We start from the raw sequence: 15,775 nt of genomic DNA, 5'->3' as shown, positions 1-15,775 counted from the left end.
CCTTGACGTCACGCCGCCTGCCCTGTTTGCTCAACCCGCAAGCTAGCAGGTTCGAGCAGGTACAGGGTCGACCGCAATCTGGCTCGTCATCCTCATTCCTGTGTGGTGTCTAAGCAATGGTTCCGGCTTGAATTCGGTCAAGAGTCTCGTCCGACGCCTCGGAGTGTCGACGTCGCCAGGCCGGTCAAGCCCTCTACGTCACGCCAACGAGGTCCGGCGTGCGACGCCTGTCGTGTCCATCGGCGGGTGTGTGTCAATTCGAAATCGGTAGAAGGGGGTGAGCATTCGTGACCATCCGTTCGAAGAAGAAGGTCATCGTGGCCGTGGCCGTGCACCTCTGACGGCAGTGGTTGTCCCGGGGCGGCGATCGGCCGCTCCGGGGCAACCCGGCCTGCTACCGACCACGGGCAAACCCGGAGCGAGGACATGACAACACTCCCCACCCTTCCCCTACTCGCGGCTGCGCCGCCGCGGATCGTGGACGGCCACATCGAAATGACGCTGGGCGAGAACGTCTTCGTCGTGGAGCACGAACACCCTGACCAGCTGATGGCGCTACTCTTAGTCCTGGACGGACGACACCGCGTCGATGACCTGCCCGCCGCGAGCGGCCTCGATCGGGACGAGGTAGTGCAGGTACTGACCCAGCTCGACGCAGGCGGTTTCCTGGACGACCCGACCACACCCAGCCTCGAGTCCGCCTCTGGCGTCGGCTTCACGATCGAGGACGATCTGAACCGCCTGTTCGCCGATCAGATCGAGACGTCGCGGTTCTGGACAGAACTCAGCGAGTGCCCAGAGGCCGTGCCGCACAACGTCTACTACGGCATGGCGATCGAGAACTGGCACTTCTTATACCGGGAGCACCTGTTCGACTCAGCTGTGCTGAGCTTCCCCAACAGCCGTGAGGTGCGCGCCGCGCTGAACGAGTTCTACATCGAGGAGCACCGCCACGACGACATCGTGCTCAAGGCGTTCGGGGCGCTCGGCATCAAGCCGGACCAGATGCGGGCCGGGCGCCCGCTGCCGTCCACGATGGCGCTGGTCAACGGCCTGGCGTTCTGGGCACGCACGGATCCCCTGTTCTTCCTCGCCACGGTCAGCGTGCTGGAGGGCGGCCCCGGCGCGGGCGAGGACGGCACAGACAGCTTCCTCGAGGCTGCCGACCGCGCCGGGTTACCGGAGTCATTCCTGGGCCCCCTGCGTGAGCATGCGCGGATCAACGCCGGGCACGGGCACGGGCGGGTGAGCAGGGAGCTGTTCGACCTGCTGCCGGCCGTGAATCAGGCCGAGGAGGTGCGTATGCGGGCCCAATGCCCGCTGTTTATGGAGCTCTACCGCAACTTCTACGACGGGATCTGGGAGTACTGGTCGGACCCAGCCCGACCGCTGCTGCGCTGCCACTCCTACTTGACCCCGAAGGTGACGACATGACCGCCACGCTGCCACGACGCCCGGTGCTGCGCTCCGGCGTCGTACTCGAGATCGACGACGCACGGGCCGACCTGAGCTACCACAACGGCGGTTGCATCATCGATCTGGACGCCTCCACCGCGGACCAAGCCCGGCGGTTCCTGGAGGCGCTTCGCTCCGGAGAGAAGACCCGCGACGAACTCGGTGCAGCGTATCCGGCCCTGCCGGTCGGCGACGTGCTGGACCAGCTGGACGTGCACGGCCTGCTGACCGACGCCCCGCGCGCCGCGCCCGCCGGGCTGACCGGAGCGCAGGCCTATCGGCGTGCCAGGCGCTGCTACCTCGCGACGATGGCCGCCGCCGGTGAGCTGTGGCCGCGCCAGCTCTCCGCACAGTTGTTCGACGGCACTGTGACACGCGCCCAGTTGATCGGCTACGCAATCGAGTACTACCAGGTCGTGGCCTACTGCCCACGGGTGCTCGCCCCGGCCCTCGCCCAGGCCGACGACCACACGAGCATGATGCTGCTACGCCGGTTCTACCAGTCGGAGATGAACCACGACCGGATGTTGCTGCGCTCGCTGGACGCCGTCGGGATCGACCCGGTGGCGCGTCCGTTGCAGCCGTTGCCGTCGACCTTCGCCATGATGGCCTCGCTCGGAGTGCTTGCGTCGACGTTTCCGCTCGGGCTCAAGGCCGTTCTGTTCGTACTGGAGGAGCCGCAGCCGGAGTTCAACGAAGCGTTCGTCGCCGCGAGCAGACAACACGGTCTGCCCGAGGCGTTCGTCGCTCCGATCGCCCAGCATTCCGACGTGAACGAGGGCGAATCGCACGACGACATCAGTGCGGACCTGTTCGATCGCATCGGTTACGTCAGTCAGGAGGAGACGCTCGAGATCGAGAAGGCCGTCGCCGACATGGCGGAGCAGCTTGCCGTGGCCGGGCAGGAGATGGCGGGCTGGTACGGGGAAGTCGACGAACCGCGGTTGCGGACGTGGTGACACCCGACCCAGAGCCGCCCACCGTGACTTATCGGGCGCTGTTCGGGGTCGGCGAGTTCCGGGCGATCGGCGCGGCGCACGCGCTCTCGATCCTCGGCGACGTGGTCGGCGCGCTCGCCGTCACAGTGCTCGTGTTCCAGCAGACGGCGGCCCCGCTACTCGCGGCGCTTGCGTTCAGCCTGGTGTTCCTGCCGCACTTGCTCGGCGGCGCGCTCGTCCCGGTCGTGATGCGATTCCGGCCACGGCCTCTCGCCGTGGTCTGCAATGTCGTAAGTGCCGGTCTCGTCGGAGTACTCTCCCTGCCCGGGATCCCGGCCTGGGTGCTGCTCGCCGTAATGTTCGTGGTCGGGTTGCTCGCCCCGGTCTCAGTCGGCGTCCGCTCGGCGATGCTGCCGGACATCCTCGGTGAAGGACCGCTGTTCGTGCTCGGGCGCGGGGCGATTCGGCTGACATCGCAGTCGTCGATGGTCGTAGGCAACCTGCTCGGTGGCGCGTCGCTGCTGTTCCTGACGCCGCAGGGCGCCCTGCTGGCGGACGCGCTGACGTTCGTGGCTGCGGCCCTGCTGTTGCGGTTCGGCACCCGCGACCGCGGCTGGGTGGGCGCGCCGACTCCCGGCGACGACCGCGGTCTTGGAACGTTCCGTGAGATCTGGAGCTACCCGCCGGTCCGGCGGTTGTTGCTGATCGGTTGGCTGACGCCGTCGTTCGCGATCGCGTCGGAAGCTCTGGCCGCGCCGTACGTGGCCGCAGTGGGCCGCCCGGAGAGGGAGCTGGCTCTCATGCTGTCGGCGTCCGCTGCCGGGATGGTCGTCTCCGATCTGGCAGCGAGCCGGATGCTCAGACCCGTGGCGCAACGTCGGCTGATCGCTCCGGGGGCGGTGCTGCTATGTGCACCGCTGCTGCTGTTCGTGTTCTCGCCGCCCTTGCCGGTCGCGGTCGGGCTGATGTTCCTGTCCGGATTGGGCCTTGCCTACAACGCCGGGTTGGACTCGCTGCTCGCCGAACGCACGCCGTCACGGCTGCTCCCCCGCACGCTTGCCTACCAGTACGTGTTCCTGCTCGGTGTGCAGGGCGCGATCGCAGTCGGCTGGGGCGGGCTCGGCGAGCTGGTGGAGCCTGGAGCCGCCATCGCCATGGCCGGACTGGCAGGCGTCGTGGTGGTGTCCTTGCTGACCTTCCGGGTCGCGCGCCCGCAGCGGGCTCCCGCTGCCGCCGGACGGGAGTCGACGTGATCAAACTTCAACACGGCTACGAGATCGACGACGATCCCGCCCGGCTCGACCTCGACGCGATCTGTGGCTACCTGCTCACCGACGCATACTGGCACCGTTGGCGAACGAAAGATGACGTCGCCGAGCAGATTCGGTGCTCGTGGCGCTGCGTCGGCCTCTACGCGGCCGGAGCCGGCCAGGTGGGCTTCGCTCGCGCGATCTCCGACGGCGTCGCCCTCGGCTATCTCGCCGACGTCTACGTCCTCGCCCTGCACCGTGGACGAGGGCTGGGCCGCGCACTCGTAGCCGAGCTCGTCGACGGTCCGCCTGGCCGGCGGATGCGGTGGCTTCTGCACACCGCGGACATGCATAGCCTCTACGCCGGGCTCGGATTCGGCTCGCCACCAGCCACCGTCATGGAGCGGGAGGCAGTCCGGGAGTGACTGGCACGAGGTCCGTTGCTCGGGGTCTCGACGATCACCTCGTCAATCTCACACGTCACCCAACAGCCACATTCGCACCGGACTGACTCGCTTTGGGCTCGGTGGAGGTTCCAGGGCGGTCGTGACGTCCGGCACGGGCTGTTCTCGCGGCGCCGGTCACGGCTCGATGACTACGACCTCGCCGGGTTCCGGGCGTGCGGCCAGCGCGGCGGGGGCCTCGTCCAGGGTGATCCGGCTGGTGACCAGCCGGGATGGGTCGAGCCGGCCGTCGGCGACGAGCTCCATCAGCCGCGGGTAGCCGGCGGCGGCCATCCCGTGGCTGCCGCGCAGCGTCAGCTCCTTCGCGATCATCTCCGGTACCGGGACGACGGGCTCGGCGGCCAGCAGCCCCACCTGCACGAGGGTGCCCTGCCGGCGCAACGCCCGGACGCCCAGCGCGAGCGACTCCGCCCGCCCGGCCGCCTCGACGGCGAGCACGGCGCCCCCGTCGCCGACGGCGTCGCGCACCGCGTCGGGCCCGGCGGACGGGTCGACCGTCGCCACCGCGCCGAGCGCCTCGGCCCGCGCGCGGGCCGCGGGTGCCGGATCGGCGACGACGGCCCCGGCGCCGAGCGCGCCGGCGATCAGCACGGCCGACAGCCCCACCCCGCCGGCGCCGAGCACGAGCACCCGGTCGCCCGGCCGGATCCCGCCCCGGTCGACGAGTGCCCGGTACGCCGTCGCGACCCGGCAGCCGAGCAGTGCCGCGCCGGCGGCGTCGACGTCGTCGGGGACGCGCACCAGGTTGTGGTCGGCGTGGTGCAGCTGGACGAGCTCCGCGAACGAGCCGGGGTGGGTGAACCCGGGCTGCTCCTGGTCGGGGCACACCTGGGTCTGCCCGGCCGCGCAGTGGGCGCAGGTCCCGCAGCCGCAGACGAACGGCGTCGTCACGCGGTCACCGGCCCGGAACCGGGTCACCGCGGACCCGGTCTCCACGATCCGTCCGACCAGCTCGTGGCCCGGCACGATCGGCAGCTCGACGTCGTCGTCGTGGCCGGCCCAGGCGAACCGGTCGCTCGCGCACAGGCCCGTCGCCTCCACCCGGACGACGACGGAGGTCGGCCGCACCCGGACGTCCGCGAACGACTCGACGGTCGGTTCGACACCGAACCCGGTGACCAGCACGGCGCGGCTCACCGTGCCGCCCCCAGGTCGAGGCTCATCAGGACGAGCCCGGGCCCGTCGCCGTCCCCGCTCTCCCGGAACCCGGTGCGGGTGTAGAACGCCCGGGCCCGTGCGTTGTCCGGCTCGACCTTCAGCGTCAGGCTCCGGGAGCCGTGCTCGCGCGCCACGGCGACGACGGCGTCGACCAGCTCAGTCGCCAGGCCGGTGCCGCGGGCGTCCGGGCGGACCCACATGCCGTAGAGCAGGCCGTCGTCGTCGCCGGTGCGCCGCCAGCCGACGGTCCCGGCCGGCGTCCCGCCGAGGTGGGCGCCGAAGCGGACGTGCTCGGTGAGCACCTTCCGCCAGGCGGCCTCGGCGAGCCCGGCCTGCTCCCGGAAGAACTCGCTGGCCTCGCCGAACGCGTCCCGCAGGGAGGCGAGCCGGACCTCCCGGGCGAGCTCCCAGTCGTCCGGCCCGAAGCGGCGCACCCTCGTCACCGGCGAGACGTTAGCGTCACCGGGCGTGAGTACGCCCCGCGACGCCGTCGCCCGGACCTGGTACCTCGTCCTCGCCGTCCTGGTCGCGATCGCCCTGGTCACGCAGATCGTCCTGATCGTCCAGGGCGGACCCGACGTGAACACCGGGGAGGCGGCCCCGCTCGCCCCGGTGGGCACCCGGCTGGTGCGGCTGTTCAGCTTCTTCACGATCCAGTCGAACCTCCTCGTGCTGGCACTGGCGGTCGGACTCGCGCTCGACCCGGCCCGCGACGGCCGCGGCTTCCGGGTACTGCAGCTCGACGCACTCCTCGGGATCACGGTGACCGGGGTGGTCTTCGCCGCGCTGCTCTCCTCGGTCGTCACCGTCACCGGGGTCGCCTGGGCGGTGGACCTCGTGTTCCACCGGATCGCGCCGGTCGCGGTGCTGGCGGGCTGGCTGGTGTTCGGCCCGCGCCCGCGGATCGACGGCCGCACCGTGGCCTGGGCCTGCGTGTGGCCGGTGGCCTGGCTGGTCTACACCTTCGTCCGCGGCGCGATCGTCGACTGGTACCCGTACCCGTTCCTGGACCTGCGGGTGATCGACGCCGGCACCGCCGCGACGACCGTCGGGGGCGTGGTCGCCGGGGCGGTGCTGCTGGCACTGCTGCTGTGGTGGGCCGACCGGCGGCTCAGCCGGTCGTCGTCCCACCCGGTCCGTAGTGACGTGGGGTGAAGACGACCGGCTCCCCGCCCCGCTCGACGACCCGGGTCGTCGACGACCCGACGACGACGAGTGTCCGCATGTCGACCAGCTCGGGGTCCAGCTCGCCCAGCGTCGTGACGACGATCCGCTGGCCCGCGCCGCCGACGTCGCGGCCCAGCACGACCGGGGTGCCGGGGGAGCGGTGCTCCAGCAGCACGTCCCGGGCCGCCCCGACCTGCCACGGGCGGGCCTTCGAGCGCGGGTTGTAGATCGCGATCGCGAGGTCGGCCGCGGCGGCCGCCCGGAGCCGGTCGGCGACGACGTCCCACGGCTTGAGCCGGTCCGACAGCGAGATCATCGCGTGGTCGTGGCCGAGCGGCGCGCCGACGGCCGCCGACACCGCCTGCGCGGCGGACAGCCCGGGCAGCACCCGGACCGGGACGTCGGCGTACTTCTCCTGGGCGGCGACCTCCAGCACGGCGGTGGCCATCGCGAAGATCCCCGGGTCACCCGCGGAGACGACGGCGACCCGCCGCCCGGACGCGGCCAGGTCCAGCGCGTGCGCGGCCCGGTCGGCCTCGACCCGGTTGTCGGACGCGTGCCGGGTCTGCCGCGGGTTCGACGGGACCCGGTCCAGGTAGGGCCCGTACCCGACGAGATCGTCGGCCCCGGCCAGCGCGGCGGCGACCTGCGGGGTCAGCCAGTCCCGCCCGGCCGGCCCGGTCCCGACGACGACGACCTCCCCCGGCCCGAGCCCGGCGGCCGCGGCCGTGTCCGTGCCCGCGACCGGTTCCGGCCCGTCCGGCACCGAGGCCGCGACCTCGCCCGGCACCAGCGCGATCGCGAAGTACGGCACGTCACCGGGGTCCACGTCGGACAGGGCGCCGGTGCGCTGGCCGTCCATCGTGGCCCGCTCGACGTAGCGGGCACGGTCGAGCTTCCCGGCGTCGGCGAGCGCGTCGCGGACGGTGCCGAAGGTCCGCCCCAGCTTCATGACGGCCGCGGAGTCGGTGTCCGCGAGCCGGCGCGCCAGCTCCTCGCGGGGCAGCGTGCCGGGCAGCACGGTGAGCACCTCGTCGCGCTCGACGAGCGGCTGCCCGAGCGCGGCCGAGGCACCGCCGATCGAAGTGACGCCCGGGACGACCTCGGCGCGGAAGCGGCCGGCGAGCCGCTTGTGCATGTGCATGTAGGAGCCGTAGAAGAGGGGGTCGCCCTCGGCGAGCAGGACGACGTCGCGGCCGGCCTCGAGGTGGGCGGCCAGCCGGGCCGCGGCCTCCGTGTAGAACTCGTCGATGGCGCCCTGGTAGCCGCCGGGGTGGTCGGTGGTCTCGGTCGTGACCGGGTAGACCAGCGCCTCCTCGACGGCGGTGCCCGACAGGTGCGGCTCGGCGATCCGCCGCGCGATCGAGCGGCCGTGCCGGGCCGAGTGGTAGGCGACGACGTCGGCCTCCCGGATCAGCCGGGCCGCCTTGATGGTCGTCAGCTCGGGGTCGCCGGGGCCGAGGCCGACGCCGTAGAGGGTGCCGGAGCCGGGGCGCACGTCGCTCACGGGATGATCTCCTGCTCGTGGGCCAGCGCGTTCAGCGCGGCCGCGGTGATCGCCGAGCCGCCGCGGCGGCCGTGCACGACGAGGTGCTCCAGGTCGGTGCGCTCGGCGAGGGCCTGCTTGGACTCGGCCGCGCCGATGAACCCGACCGGGATGCCGACCACGGCGGCCGGTCGCGGCGCGCCCCGGTCGATGAGGTCGAGGAGGTGGAACAGGGCCGTCGGGGCGTTCCCGACGGCGACGACGGCACCGTCGAACCGGTCCGCCAGGAGCTCCAGCGCGGCGGCCGACCGCGTGTTGCCGATCTCGGCCGCGAGGCCGGGCACGCGCTCGTCGCGCAGCAGGCAGAGCACCTCGTTGCCGGCCGGGAGCCGGGCCGCTGTGACGCCCGAGGCGACCATCATCGCGTCGCAGATGATCGGGCCGCCTGCCTTCAGCGCGCTCCGGGCGGCGTCGACGACGCCCGCCGACGCGGCGATGTCCGCCGCGAGATCGACCTGCCCGCAGGCGTGGATCATCCGGACGGCGACGTCCTCCGTCCCGGGCGGCAGCCCGGACAGGTCCGCCTCGGCGCGGATCGTCGCGAACGAGCGCCGGTAGATCTCGGCGCCGTCGGTGATGTAGTCGTAGCCGCTCAGCGGTGGCTCCTCGGTCGGTCGTGCGGGGTCGGGGGTGCGGGATCCGCGGGCGGGCAGCCGCACGGTGGGGTGGCTGCGCGGGGCAGCGGGGGTGGCGTGGGCCCGTCCGGCCCGTCGTGGCGGGTGATCAGCGGGAGCGGGTGTGCGGATCCCGTGCCGTCGCGCAGGTAGGCCCCTGGCCCGGTGGCGACGGCGTCGGTGTGCGGGGTGTGCGGGGCGCCGCAGCGGCGGGCACAGCCGGAGACGTGCACGGTGGCCGTGTCCCCGGCCCGGAGCAGGGCGCGGGCGTCGCCGCGGACGTCGGCCAGCGACTTCGCGCACCCGGGGGTGCCGGCGCAGGCGCTGACCCGCAGGGCCGGGTGCCCGGGATCGACGACGAGCCCCGCGTCCCGCAGTGCCGTCCGTGCCGTCCGTGCCGTCCGTGCCGTCCGTGCGTCCGGGTGCGGGCCGGGGAGGACGAGGGTCCGCCACGGCGTCACGAGCAGCTCCGGGGCGTGCCCGGCGAGCACCTCCAGCTGGGCCACCGACAGCTCACCGAGCACCGGCGCCACCCCCAGCGCACCACCACCGAGCTCCCCGACCCGGCCGTGCCCGTGCTCGCCCACCCCGGTGCCGTCGCGCGTGGCGTCCGGGTGCCGCGCACCGCCCGTACGGGACGCCCGGTGGGGCCCGGACAGGGTGTCCGCGAGACGGCGGGCGGCGTCGGGGAGCTCGGCGGCGCGCCAGGCGCGGGCGGCGGGATCGGCGGTGTGGGTGTCGCGCAGCTCCAGGAACGCGGCCGCGGCGTCCAGCAGCAGGTCCGGGGCGTCGCCGGGGGCGCAGTGCAGGCCGGTACCGGTCCCGGCGACGACGAGCTCGCCCGCCGTGACCGAGACGGCGACCCAGCACAGGTCGGGGCGTTCCCCGGCGACGTCGCCGCGGCCGTCGTCGAACGCGATCAGGAACCGCCCGGGCAGCGCGGCGAGCTCCGGCCGGGCGCACAGGCCACGATCGAGGGCGGCGGCCAGCCCGCGGACGTCGGCGAGCCCGCCGGTGATCCCCGACAGCGGCGAGGCGAGGACGTTCCGGACGCGTTCGTGGGTGACCGACGGCAGCAGTCCGGCCGCGGCGAGCTCCCGCACCGGGCGCGGGTCACCGGGGTCGAGGCCGCGCAGCTGCAGGTTCCCGCGGGAGGTCAGGTGCACCGCACCGTCGCCCGCGGCGCCGGCCAGCGCGGCGACGGCCCGCAGCGCCGCGGCCGTGATCCGCCCGCCGGGCAGCCGGACGCGGGCCAGCGCGCCGTCCGCCGCGAGGTGCGGCGACACGACGCCCGGACAGGCGTCGGCGCGGGTGCGGGCGGTCGTCGGCACGCCGGTCACTGTAGGCACACCGGGCGGTCGCGGGCGCCCGCGCGCGGCGGCGGGATGGGTCACATGCCGCGCGGACGGCGGAGCCGACCCGCTCAGCGACCGTCGGGCAGGTAGCGGCGGGCGCCGGAGTACGCGTCGTCGAACCGGACCGGGGTGACCCGCACCGGCGTCGCGGCGTCGAAGGCCTCGATCATCCGGCCGTCACCCGCGTAGATCGCCACGTGTGTCGCGGGGGAGCCCCAGAACAGCAGGTCACCGGGCTGCAGGTCGTCCTTCGCGACGGCGCGGCCGCCGCGCTGCTGGTCGGAGGCGTCCCGACCGATCGTGATGCCGTGCAGGGCGTGCACCAGCCCGGTCAGGCCCGAGCAGTCCGGGGCGAATCCGGAGCGCCCGCCCCACAGGTAGGGGCGGTCGAGGAACAGGCGTGCGGTCCGCACCAGGTCCTCACCGGTCGGCGGGGCGGGGTCGCCGATCCGGACGTGCCGGGCGTCGGCCCACGCGGTACCCCCGTCGGGCAGCGCGAGCTGCACGCTCCCGGCCCTGCCCGCCAGGACGGGGAGCCGGGTCCCGGCGCTGATCTCGAGCTGCCGGCCGGCGCGGGCCACGTCGTCGTACAGCCAGGTCGTGGCGACGCCGTCGACGGTCCCGGCCGGCATCGCCGACGCGAGCCCGGCGAACGCCGCCCCGCCGGTCAGCTGCGCCGCGGGGATCCAGCCGGGGTAGCCTCGGCCGTCCTTGGCGCCGGGCTGGTCGGGCACCACGACCCGCGCCCACCCGGTCCGCCGCTCCAGCACCCGGACCGGGGTGCCGTAGAGGACCTGGGTCTGGGTGCGCGACGCGGTGGTGAGCTCGCGGCGGTCCTCGACGGTCATCGACGCCAGCCAGCCCGCCGGGTCGGCCGGCGCGGACACCGCGGCCCGGTCCCGTGTGCGGGGGCTGGTGGGGGAGGTCCACACCGTCGCCACCGAGACGCCGACGACGGCGCGGTCGCCGGTGACGGGAGCGGCGGGCCCGGCGACCGCCGCGGGGGCGGTGACCGTCGTGACGACGACCGCGGCGAGCACGGCCAGCGCCGTGCCGAGGACACGGGACGGCGACGGGTGCACGGACACGGGGCCTCCTCCGCTGGACCTGGCACGCCGGGGCCACGGGGATCGCGGCCGGACCGGTCCGGCGTCCGCGACATGTCCCGGACGCTGCCGACCAGGGTCCGGCGGCGGGCACGCCGCGACGGGGAGGCACTCCGGTGGCTCACCCGGTCGGTCCCTCCGATTCGCCCGGGGTGGTGACGGCGGGCACGATCCGCTCTTGTCAATCCCGGCCCGTGCCACTTAGTGTATGCGTATGCACTTGAGCGAATCGGACTTCCGGCGTATCGGCTCCCCGGTCCGGGTGGTCAAGGCGCCGGGCACGGTGGAGACCGCCGACCGTCGCGACCCGGCCGTGGTCGCGACCGTCTCGGAGATGCTGAGCGCCATCGAGTCGGGCGGGATGGACGCCGTGCTGCGGTACGCCCGCGACCTGGACGGGTTCACCGGTGACGACCTCCTGGTCGGCCCCGCCGAGCTCGCCCGGTCCGGTGACGAGCTCCCGGCCGACCTGCGCGAGGCGCTCGACGCCGGTTCCGAGCGGACCCGCCGGTTCGCCTCGATGCAGCGCGCGCACCTGCAGGACTTCGAGTCCGAGGTGCTGCCCGGTGTCGTCTGCGGCCAGCGCTTCGTCCCCGTCGAGAACGTCGGCGCGTACCTGCCCGCCGGTCGCTTCCCGCTGCTGGCCAGCGCGTTCATGACCGTCGGGGTGGCCGGCGTCGCGGGTGTGCCGAACGTCGTCGCCGCCACCCCGCCGTCGCGGAACGGCCGCCCGCACCCGGCCGTGCTCTACGCGGCGCGGATCAGCGGCGCCGAGTCGGTGTACGCGGTCGGCGGTGTCCAGGCGCTCGCCGCGATGGCGTTCGGCCTGCTCGACGGGACGCCGTCGGACATGATCGTCGGCGCCGGCAACGCCTATGTCGCCGAGGCGAAGCGCCAGCTCTACGGGCGGGTCGGCATCGACGTGCTGGCCGGCCCGTCGGAGGTCGCGGTGATCGCCGACGACACCGCCGACGCCGCCACCGTCGCCTCGGACCTGCTCGCCCAGGCCGAGCACGGGCCGACGTCGCCCGCGTCGCTGGCCACCACGTCCGAACGGCTCGCCGAGGAGGTGCCGCGGGAGATCGAGAAGCAGCTCGCGGGGCTGGCCACCGCCGAGATCGCCGGGGCGGCCTGGCGCGACCACGGCACCGTCTACCTCGCCGAGGACTGCGAGACGGTCGCCGCGATCATGGACACGCTGGCCCCCGAGCACCTCGAGGTGATCGCCGACGACCTCGACTGGTGGCTGGAGCGGCTGCGCAACTACGGCTCGCTGTTCCTCGGCCCCTGGTCGACCGTGGTCTACGCGGACAAGGGGATGTCCGGGACCAACCACGTCCTGCCCACCACCCGGGGCGCCCGGTACGCCGGCGGACTGTCGGTGGCAGGCTTCCTCAAGCAGTTGACCTACCAGCGCGCGACGCGGGACGCGACGCGCACCCAGGCGGAGCCGACGGTGACCGTGTCCGACTTCGAGCAGCTGGTCGGCCACCGGGACAGCGCCCGGATCCGGCTGGACGCGTTGCGTGACTGAGGTCGGCGCATGCGTATGTACCTCAACGGAGAGGAAGGCGTGATGCGTGCACGACGCCCGGTCGTGGCCGTCGTCGCGGTCGTGACGGCCCTGCTCCTGGCCGGCTGCGGCGCCGGATCGCGGACCCCGGCCGCCACGGCGACGGTGGTGCCCTGTGACTTCCCGCCGCCGCCGTCGAGCGTCGACGTGAACGTCCTGGCCTACAACTCGTCGGCCATCGACCCGTTCACCAACTCGATGGTGCGCAGCTGCTCGAAGGACGGTGTCGAGCTGCACCACGAGCCCATCGACTACGCGGGCCAGTCGCAGAAGACGATCGCGACGCTCGCCGGTCGGTACGGCACGTACGACATCCTGGAGACCTACGGCCAGGTCGTCCCGCAGCACGCGGCGAGCGGCAAGATCCACCCGCTGGACGGGCTCGCCGAGAAGTACGGCGAGCAGTACGACCTGGACCGGCTGAACCCCGCGATGCGCGAGGCCATGTCCTACGAGGGGAAGCTCTACGCGGTCCCGATGCAGGCCCAGGTGTACGTCACGGCCTACCGCAAGGACGTGTTCGACCGGCTCGGCCTGCAGCCGCCGCGGACCTTCGCCGAGCTGCGCGACGTCGCCGCGACGATCCAGCGAGAGGGCGGGATCCGCTATCCGCTGGCGCTGCCCCTGCTGGCCAGCTCGGACATCGCGACCGCCTACGACTCGGCGCTCGGCTCGCTGGGCATGGACTACGTGGACCGGCGGACCGGCCGCCCCAACTTCGACACGCCGCAGGCGGCGGAGGCGTTCGAGCAGCTGCGCTCGCTGATGCCCTACATGGACCCGCAGGTGACGACGTTCGCGCAGCCGGCCGTCCAGCAGCAGATGTACAACGGCTCCGCCGCCATGGCGATCATGTTCAGCGGCCGCATGAAGGACCTCACCGAGCCGGAGAACAGCCGGTTCGCCGGTGACTTCGCGTTCGCACCGCCGCCGTCCGTGGCGGGCGGGCCCGTCCTCTACAACACGCTGTCGGTCGACGGGTGGGCGATCCCGGAGAACACCGACGTCGACAAGGACCTGCTGTTCCACATGGTTGCGGCCGCGGTCGGGCCGGAGTCGTCGAAGGCCGCGGTGCCGGGTGCCTTCCCGGCGCGCGAGGGCATGGTCACCCCGGACAGCAGCCCGTTCGCGGAGGCCCAGCTGGACGCGATCGACCGCGCCCCGCCGCCGGAACCGTTCCCGTGGACGCCGCGGATCGCCACCGCCATCCCCTCGATCGTGGCCGACGTGGTGTCCGGCCGGACGTCGATCCCGGACGGCCAGGCGCAGATGCAGGACGTCGCCACGAAGATCGTCGCCGAGTACCGCCCCATCGGCTGAGCAGTCCCGTTCCCGAACCGATCCCACCCCACGAGAGCGAGGTGAGGCGATCATGCGGAGGCGCGAGTTCCTCGGTCTGGTCTCCCCGAGCCTGCTGGTGATGCTCGGCCTGCTGCTGTTCCCGCTCTACAAGACCGTGGAGTGGAGCCTGCAGCGGGTGAACTACGGCGAGCCCGGCACGTTCCTCGGCCTGGACAACTACGCCCAGGCCCTGTCCGACCCCCGGCTCGGCCGGGCGGTGCTGTTCACCGTCGGCCTCACTGCGGCGGTGATCGCGGTGCTGCTCGTCGGCGGCTACCTGCTCGCCGTCCTGGTGAACGGGCTCGGCCGCTCGCGCCCGTGGGTGCTGGGCGTGCTGCTGGTGTCCTACGTGGTCCCGAACGTCGTCGGCGCCACGATGTTCTCCTGGCTGTTCGACTCCAACTTCGGTGGCGTCGTCAACTACCTGATCACCGAGCTCACCGGGCAGGAGATCCTCTGGTTCACCGATCCCTGGGCGAACCGGGTCATGGTCGGACTCAACACCGTCTGGTTCATGCTCCCGTTCGCGATGCTGGTGATCCTCGCCGGGCTCCAGGGGGTCCCGCCGGAGGTCGTCGAGGCCGCCCGGATCGACGGTGCCACCGGCTGGCGGGTGCACTGGCACGTCATCGTCCCGAGCATCCGGGGCGTGCTCACGTTCGTCTCGATCATCTCGATCATGGACGTGCTGCGGACGTTCGACCAGCTGATACCGCTCTCCCCGCAGGCACCGCAGATCGGCAACGAGTCGATCATGCTCTACATCTACAACATCGCGTTCCAGGACGGCGGCCAGCAGCTGGGGCTCGGGAGCGCGATCAACGTGCTGCTGATCCTCCTGATCGTGCTGCTGCTCTCGCCCTTCATCCGGGACATGGCCAAGGAGGCGCGCCAGTGAGCACCGTGCAGACCGCCCCGCCTGCGACACCCTCCGGGCCGATCGCCGACCCCGGTCCCGAACCCGTCCGGCGCCGCCCCCGCGGGCGCGCCGTCCTGGTCGGGGGCATGGTGCTCCTGATCTGCTGGGTGATGCTCAGCCCGGTGATCTGGACGGCGATGTCGGTCACCAAGCCGACCGACGTCGCGTTCCTGGATCCGCCGGTGTTCACCTGGGCGCCGACGTTCACCGCGTTCGTCGACCTGTGGCAGACCACCGAGTTCCACAAGTACCTGCTGAACACCGTGGTCGTCGCCGTGATCAGCACGGTGATCGCGCTGGTCATCGGCATCCCGGCGGCCTACGCGCTGTCCCGGTTCCCCGGCTGGGTCTCGGTGGCGCTGCTGATCGCGGCCCTGATCTTCCGGGCGCTGCCGCGGTTCGCCGTGGTGCTCCCGATGTACGACCTCTCCCGGGCGCTCGGCATCTACGACACCACGTTCGCGGTCGCCGCGGCGCTGGTGGCGATCAACCAGCCGTTCTCGATCTGGTTGCTGCGCAACTTCTTCGCCGAGATCCCGAAGGAGCTCGACGAGGCGGCGATGCTGGACGGCTGCAGCCGCTTCCAGATCCTCTGGCGGGTGATGGTGCCGCTGATGGGGCCGGGGATCCTGACCGCGGGGATCTTCATGTTCCTGTTCGCCTTCCAGGAGTACCTGACGGCGAACGTGCTGACCGACGTCGCGGCCAGAACGGTGCCGGTCTTCATCGCCACCCAGCTCGGGCAGACGCTGCCGATGCTCCAGCAGGCCGGTGCCGCCGCGGTCCTGCTGACGCTCCCGGTGATCGGCTTCGCCTTCATCGCCCAGCGCTACCTGGTCGCCGGCCTCGGCGCCGGGTCGGTGAAGGGCTGAGCGTGCCGGGATCACCG

Annotated in this window: 15 protein-coding genes; 9 read left to right on the top strand and 6 right to left on the bottom strand. The window is 72.8% G+C overall.

The features are described from left to right. The first annotated feature begins 426 nt into the window (after nucleotides 1–426). From AD017_RS01755 to AD017_RS35950, 4 genes are read left to right on the top strand one after another with little or no spacing between them, the layout of a single operon-like run. Nucleotides 427–1,434 (top strand): iron-containing redox enzyme family protein, encoded by a 1,008-nt coding sequence (locus AD017_RS01755; RefSeq protein WP_082399001.1) that lies wholly within the window; start codon nucleotides 427–429, stop codon nucleotides 1,432–1,434. Beyond that, nucleotides 1,431–2,414, top strand: a complete 984-nt coding sequence (locus AD017_RS01750) for an iron-containing redox enzyme family protein (RefSeq protein WP_060572471.1) — start codon at nucleotides 1,431–1,433, stop codon at nucleotides 2,412–2,414. Before AD017_RS01755 ends, AD017_RS01750 begins: the two co-directional genes overlap by 4 nt. Then, nucleotides 2,408–3,646, top strand: coding sequence for an MFS transporter (locus AD017_RS35955; RefSeq protein WP_145982621.1), 1,239 nt, complete (start codon nucleotides 2,408–2,410; stop codon nucleotides 3,644–3,646). The genes AD017_RS01750 and AD017_RS35955 overlap by 7 nt, the downstream gene beginning before the upstream one ends. Beyond that, the gene (locus tag AD017_RS35950) at nucleotides 3,643–4,068 is read left to right on the top strand and encodes a GNAT family N-acetyltransferase (RefSeq protein WP_227012634.1); all 426 of its coding nucleotides are present in this window, start codon (nucleotides 3,643–3,645) and stop codon (nucleotides 4,066–4,068) included. Before AD017_RS35955 ends, AD017_RS35950 begins: the two co-directional genes overlap by 4 nt. A 156-nt stretch (nucleotides 4,069–4,224) precedes the next feature. Here AD017_RS35950 and AD017_RS01735 read toward each other — a convergent pair whose 3' ends face one another. Continuing rightward, nucleotides 4,225–5,244, bottom strand: coding sequence for an alcohol dehydrogenase catalytic domain-containing protein (locus tag AD017_RS01735; RefSeq protein WP_060572467.1), 1,020 nt, complete (start codon nucleotides 5,242–5,244; stop codon nucleotides 4,225–4,227). Next, nucleotides 5,241–5,708, bottom strand: a complete 468-nt coding sequence (locus AD017_RS01730; protein ID WP_157179014.1) for a GNAT family N-acetyltransferase — start codon at nucleotides 5,706–5,708, stop codon at nucleotides 5,241–5,243. Before AD017_RS01730 ends, AD017_RS01735 begins: the two co-directional genes overlap by 4 nt. Before the next feature lie 25 nt (nucleotides 5,709–5,733). On the opposite strand from AD017_RS01730, the gene AD017_RS01725 reads away from it, so the two are divergent. Next, nucleotides 5,734–6,420 carry a Pr6Pr family membrane protein gene (locus AD017_RS01725; protein WP_060572465.1) on the top strand — a complete coding sequence of 229 codons (687 nt, stop codon included), beginning with the start codon at nucleotides 5,734–5,736 and terminating at the stop codon, nucleotides 6,418–6,420. Here the strand turns inward: AD017_RS01725 and AD017_RS01720 are convergent. From AD017_RS01720 to AD017_RS01705, 4 genes are all read right to left on the bottom strand, one after another. After that, nucleotides 6,377–7,939 (bottom strand): precorrin-2 C(20)-methyltransferase, encoded by a 1,563-nt coding sequence (locus AD017_RS01720; RefSeq protein ID WP_060572463.1) that lies wholly within the window; start codon nucleotides 7,937–7,939, stop codon nucleotides 6,377–6,379. The genes AD017_RS01725 and AD017_RS01720 overlap by 44 nt on opposite strands. Beyond that, nucleotides 7,936–8,574, bottom strand: a complete 639-nt coding sequence (locus AD017_RS01715) for a precorrin-8X methylmutase (RefSeq protein WP_060576179.1) — start codon at nucleotides 8,572–8,574, stop codon at nucleotides 7,936–7,938. The genes AD017_RS01720 and AD017_RS01715 overlap by 4 nt, the downstream gene beginning before the upstream one ends. Continuing rightward, nucleotides 8,571–9,923 carry a hypothetical protein gene (locus AD017_RS01710; RefSeq protein ID WP_082539096.1) on the bottom strand — a complete coding sequence of 451 codons (1,353 nt, stop codon included), beginning with the start codon at nucleotides 9,921–9,923 and terminating at the stop codon, nucleotides 8,571–8,573. Before AD017_RS01710 ends, AD017_RS01715 begins: the two co-directional genes overlap by 4 nt. A 92-nt stretch (nucleotides 9,924–10,015) precedes the next feature. Then, entirely contained in the window at nucleotides 10,016–11,035 is a 1,020-nt protein-coding gene (locus AD017_RS01705) for an NlpC/P60 family protein (protein ID WP_060572461.1), read from the bottom strand. Between the two features lie 232 nt (nucleotides 11,036–11,267). On the opposite strand from AD017_RS01705, the gene hisD reads away from it, so the two are divergent. From hisD to AD017_RS01685, 4 genes are read left to right on the top strand one after another with little or no spacing between them, the layout of a single operon-like run. Beyond that, the gene (gene hisD / locus AD017_RS01700; RefSeq protein ID WP_060572459.1) at nucleotides 11,268–12,587 is read left to right on the top strand and encodes a histidinol dehydrogenase; all 1,320 of its coding nucleotides are present in this window, start codon (nucleotides 11,268–11,270) and stop codon (nucleotides 12,585–12,587) included. A gap of 42 nt (nucleotides 12,588–12,629) precedes the next feature. After that, nucleotides 12,630–13,946 (top strand): ABC transporter substrate-binding protein, encoded by a 1,317-nt coding sequence (locus AD017_RS01695; RefSeq protein WP_060572457.1) that lies wholly within the window; start codon nucleotides 12,630–12,632, stop codon nucleotides 13,944–13,946. A 52-nt stretch (nucleotides 13,947–13,998) separates the two neighbouring features. Then, complete coding sequence (locus tag AD017_RS01690) at nucleotides 13,999–14,865, top strand: carbohydrate ABC transporter permease (RefSeq protein ID WP_010236306.1); 867 nt, start codon at nucleotides 13,999–14,001, stop codon at nucleotides 14,863–14,865. Then, on the top strand, nucleotides 14,862–15,758 hold the full coding sequence (locus AD017_RS01685; RefSeq protein WP_060572455.1) for a carbohydrate ABC transporter permease: 897 nt from the start codon (nucleotides 14,862–14,864) through the stop codon (nucleotides 15,756–15,758). The genes AD017_RS01690 and AD017_RS01685 overlap by 4 nt, the downstream gene beginning before the upstream one ends. The last annotated feature ends 17 nt before the right edge of the window (nucleotides 15,759–15,775 follow it).

The organism is Pseudonocardia sp. EC080619-01 (assembly GCF_001420995.1).
Lineage (GTDB): Bacteria > Actinomycetota > Actinomycetes > Mycobacteriales > Pseudonocardiaceae > Pseudonocardia.
Note: the sequence above shows the minus strand (reverse complement) of the source record. Positions and strands in the feature narration are given on the sequence as shown.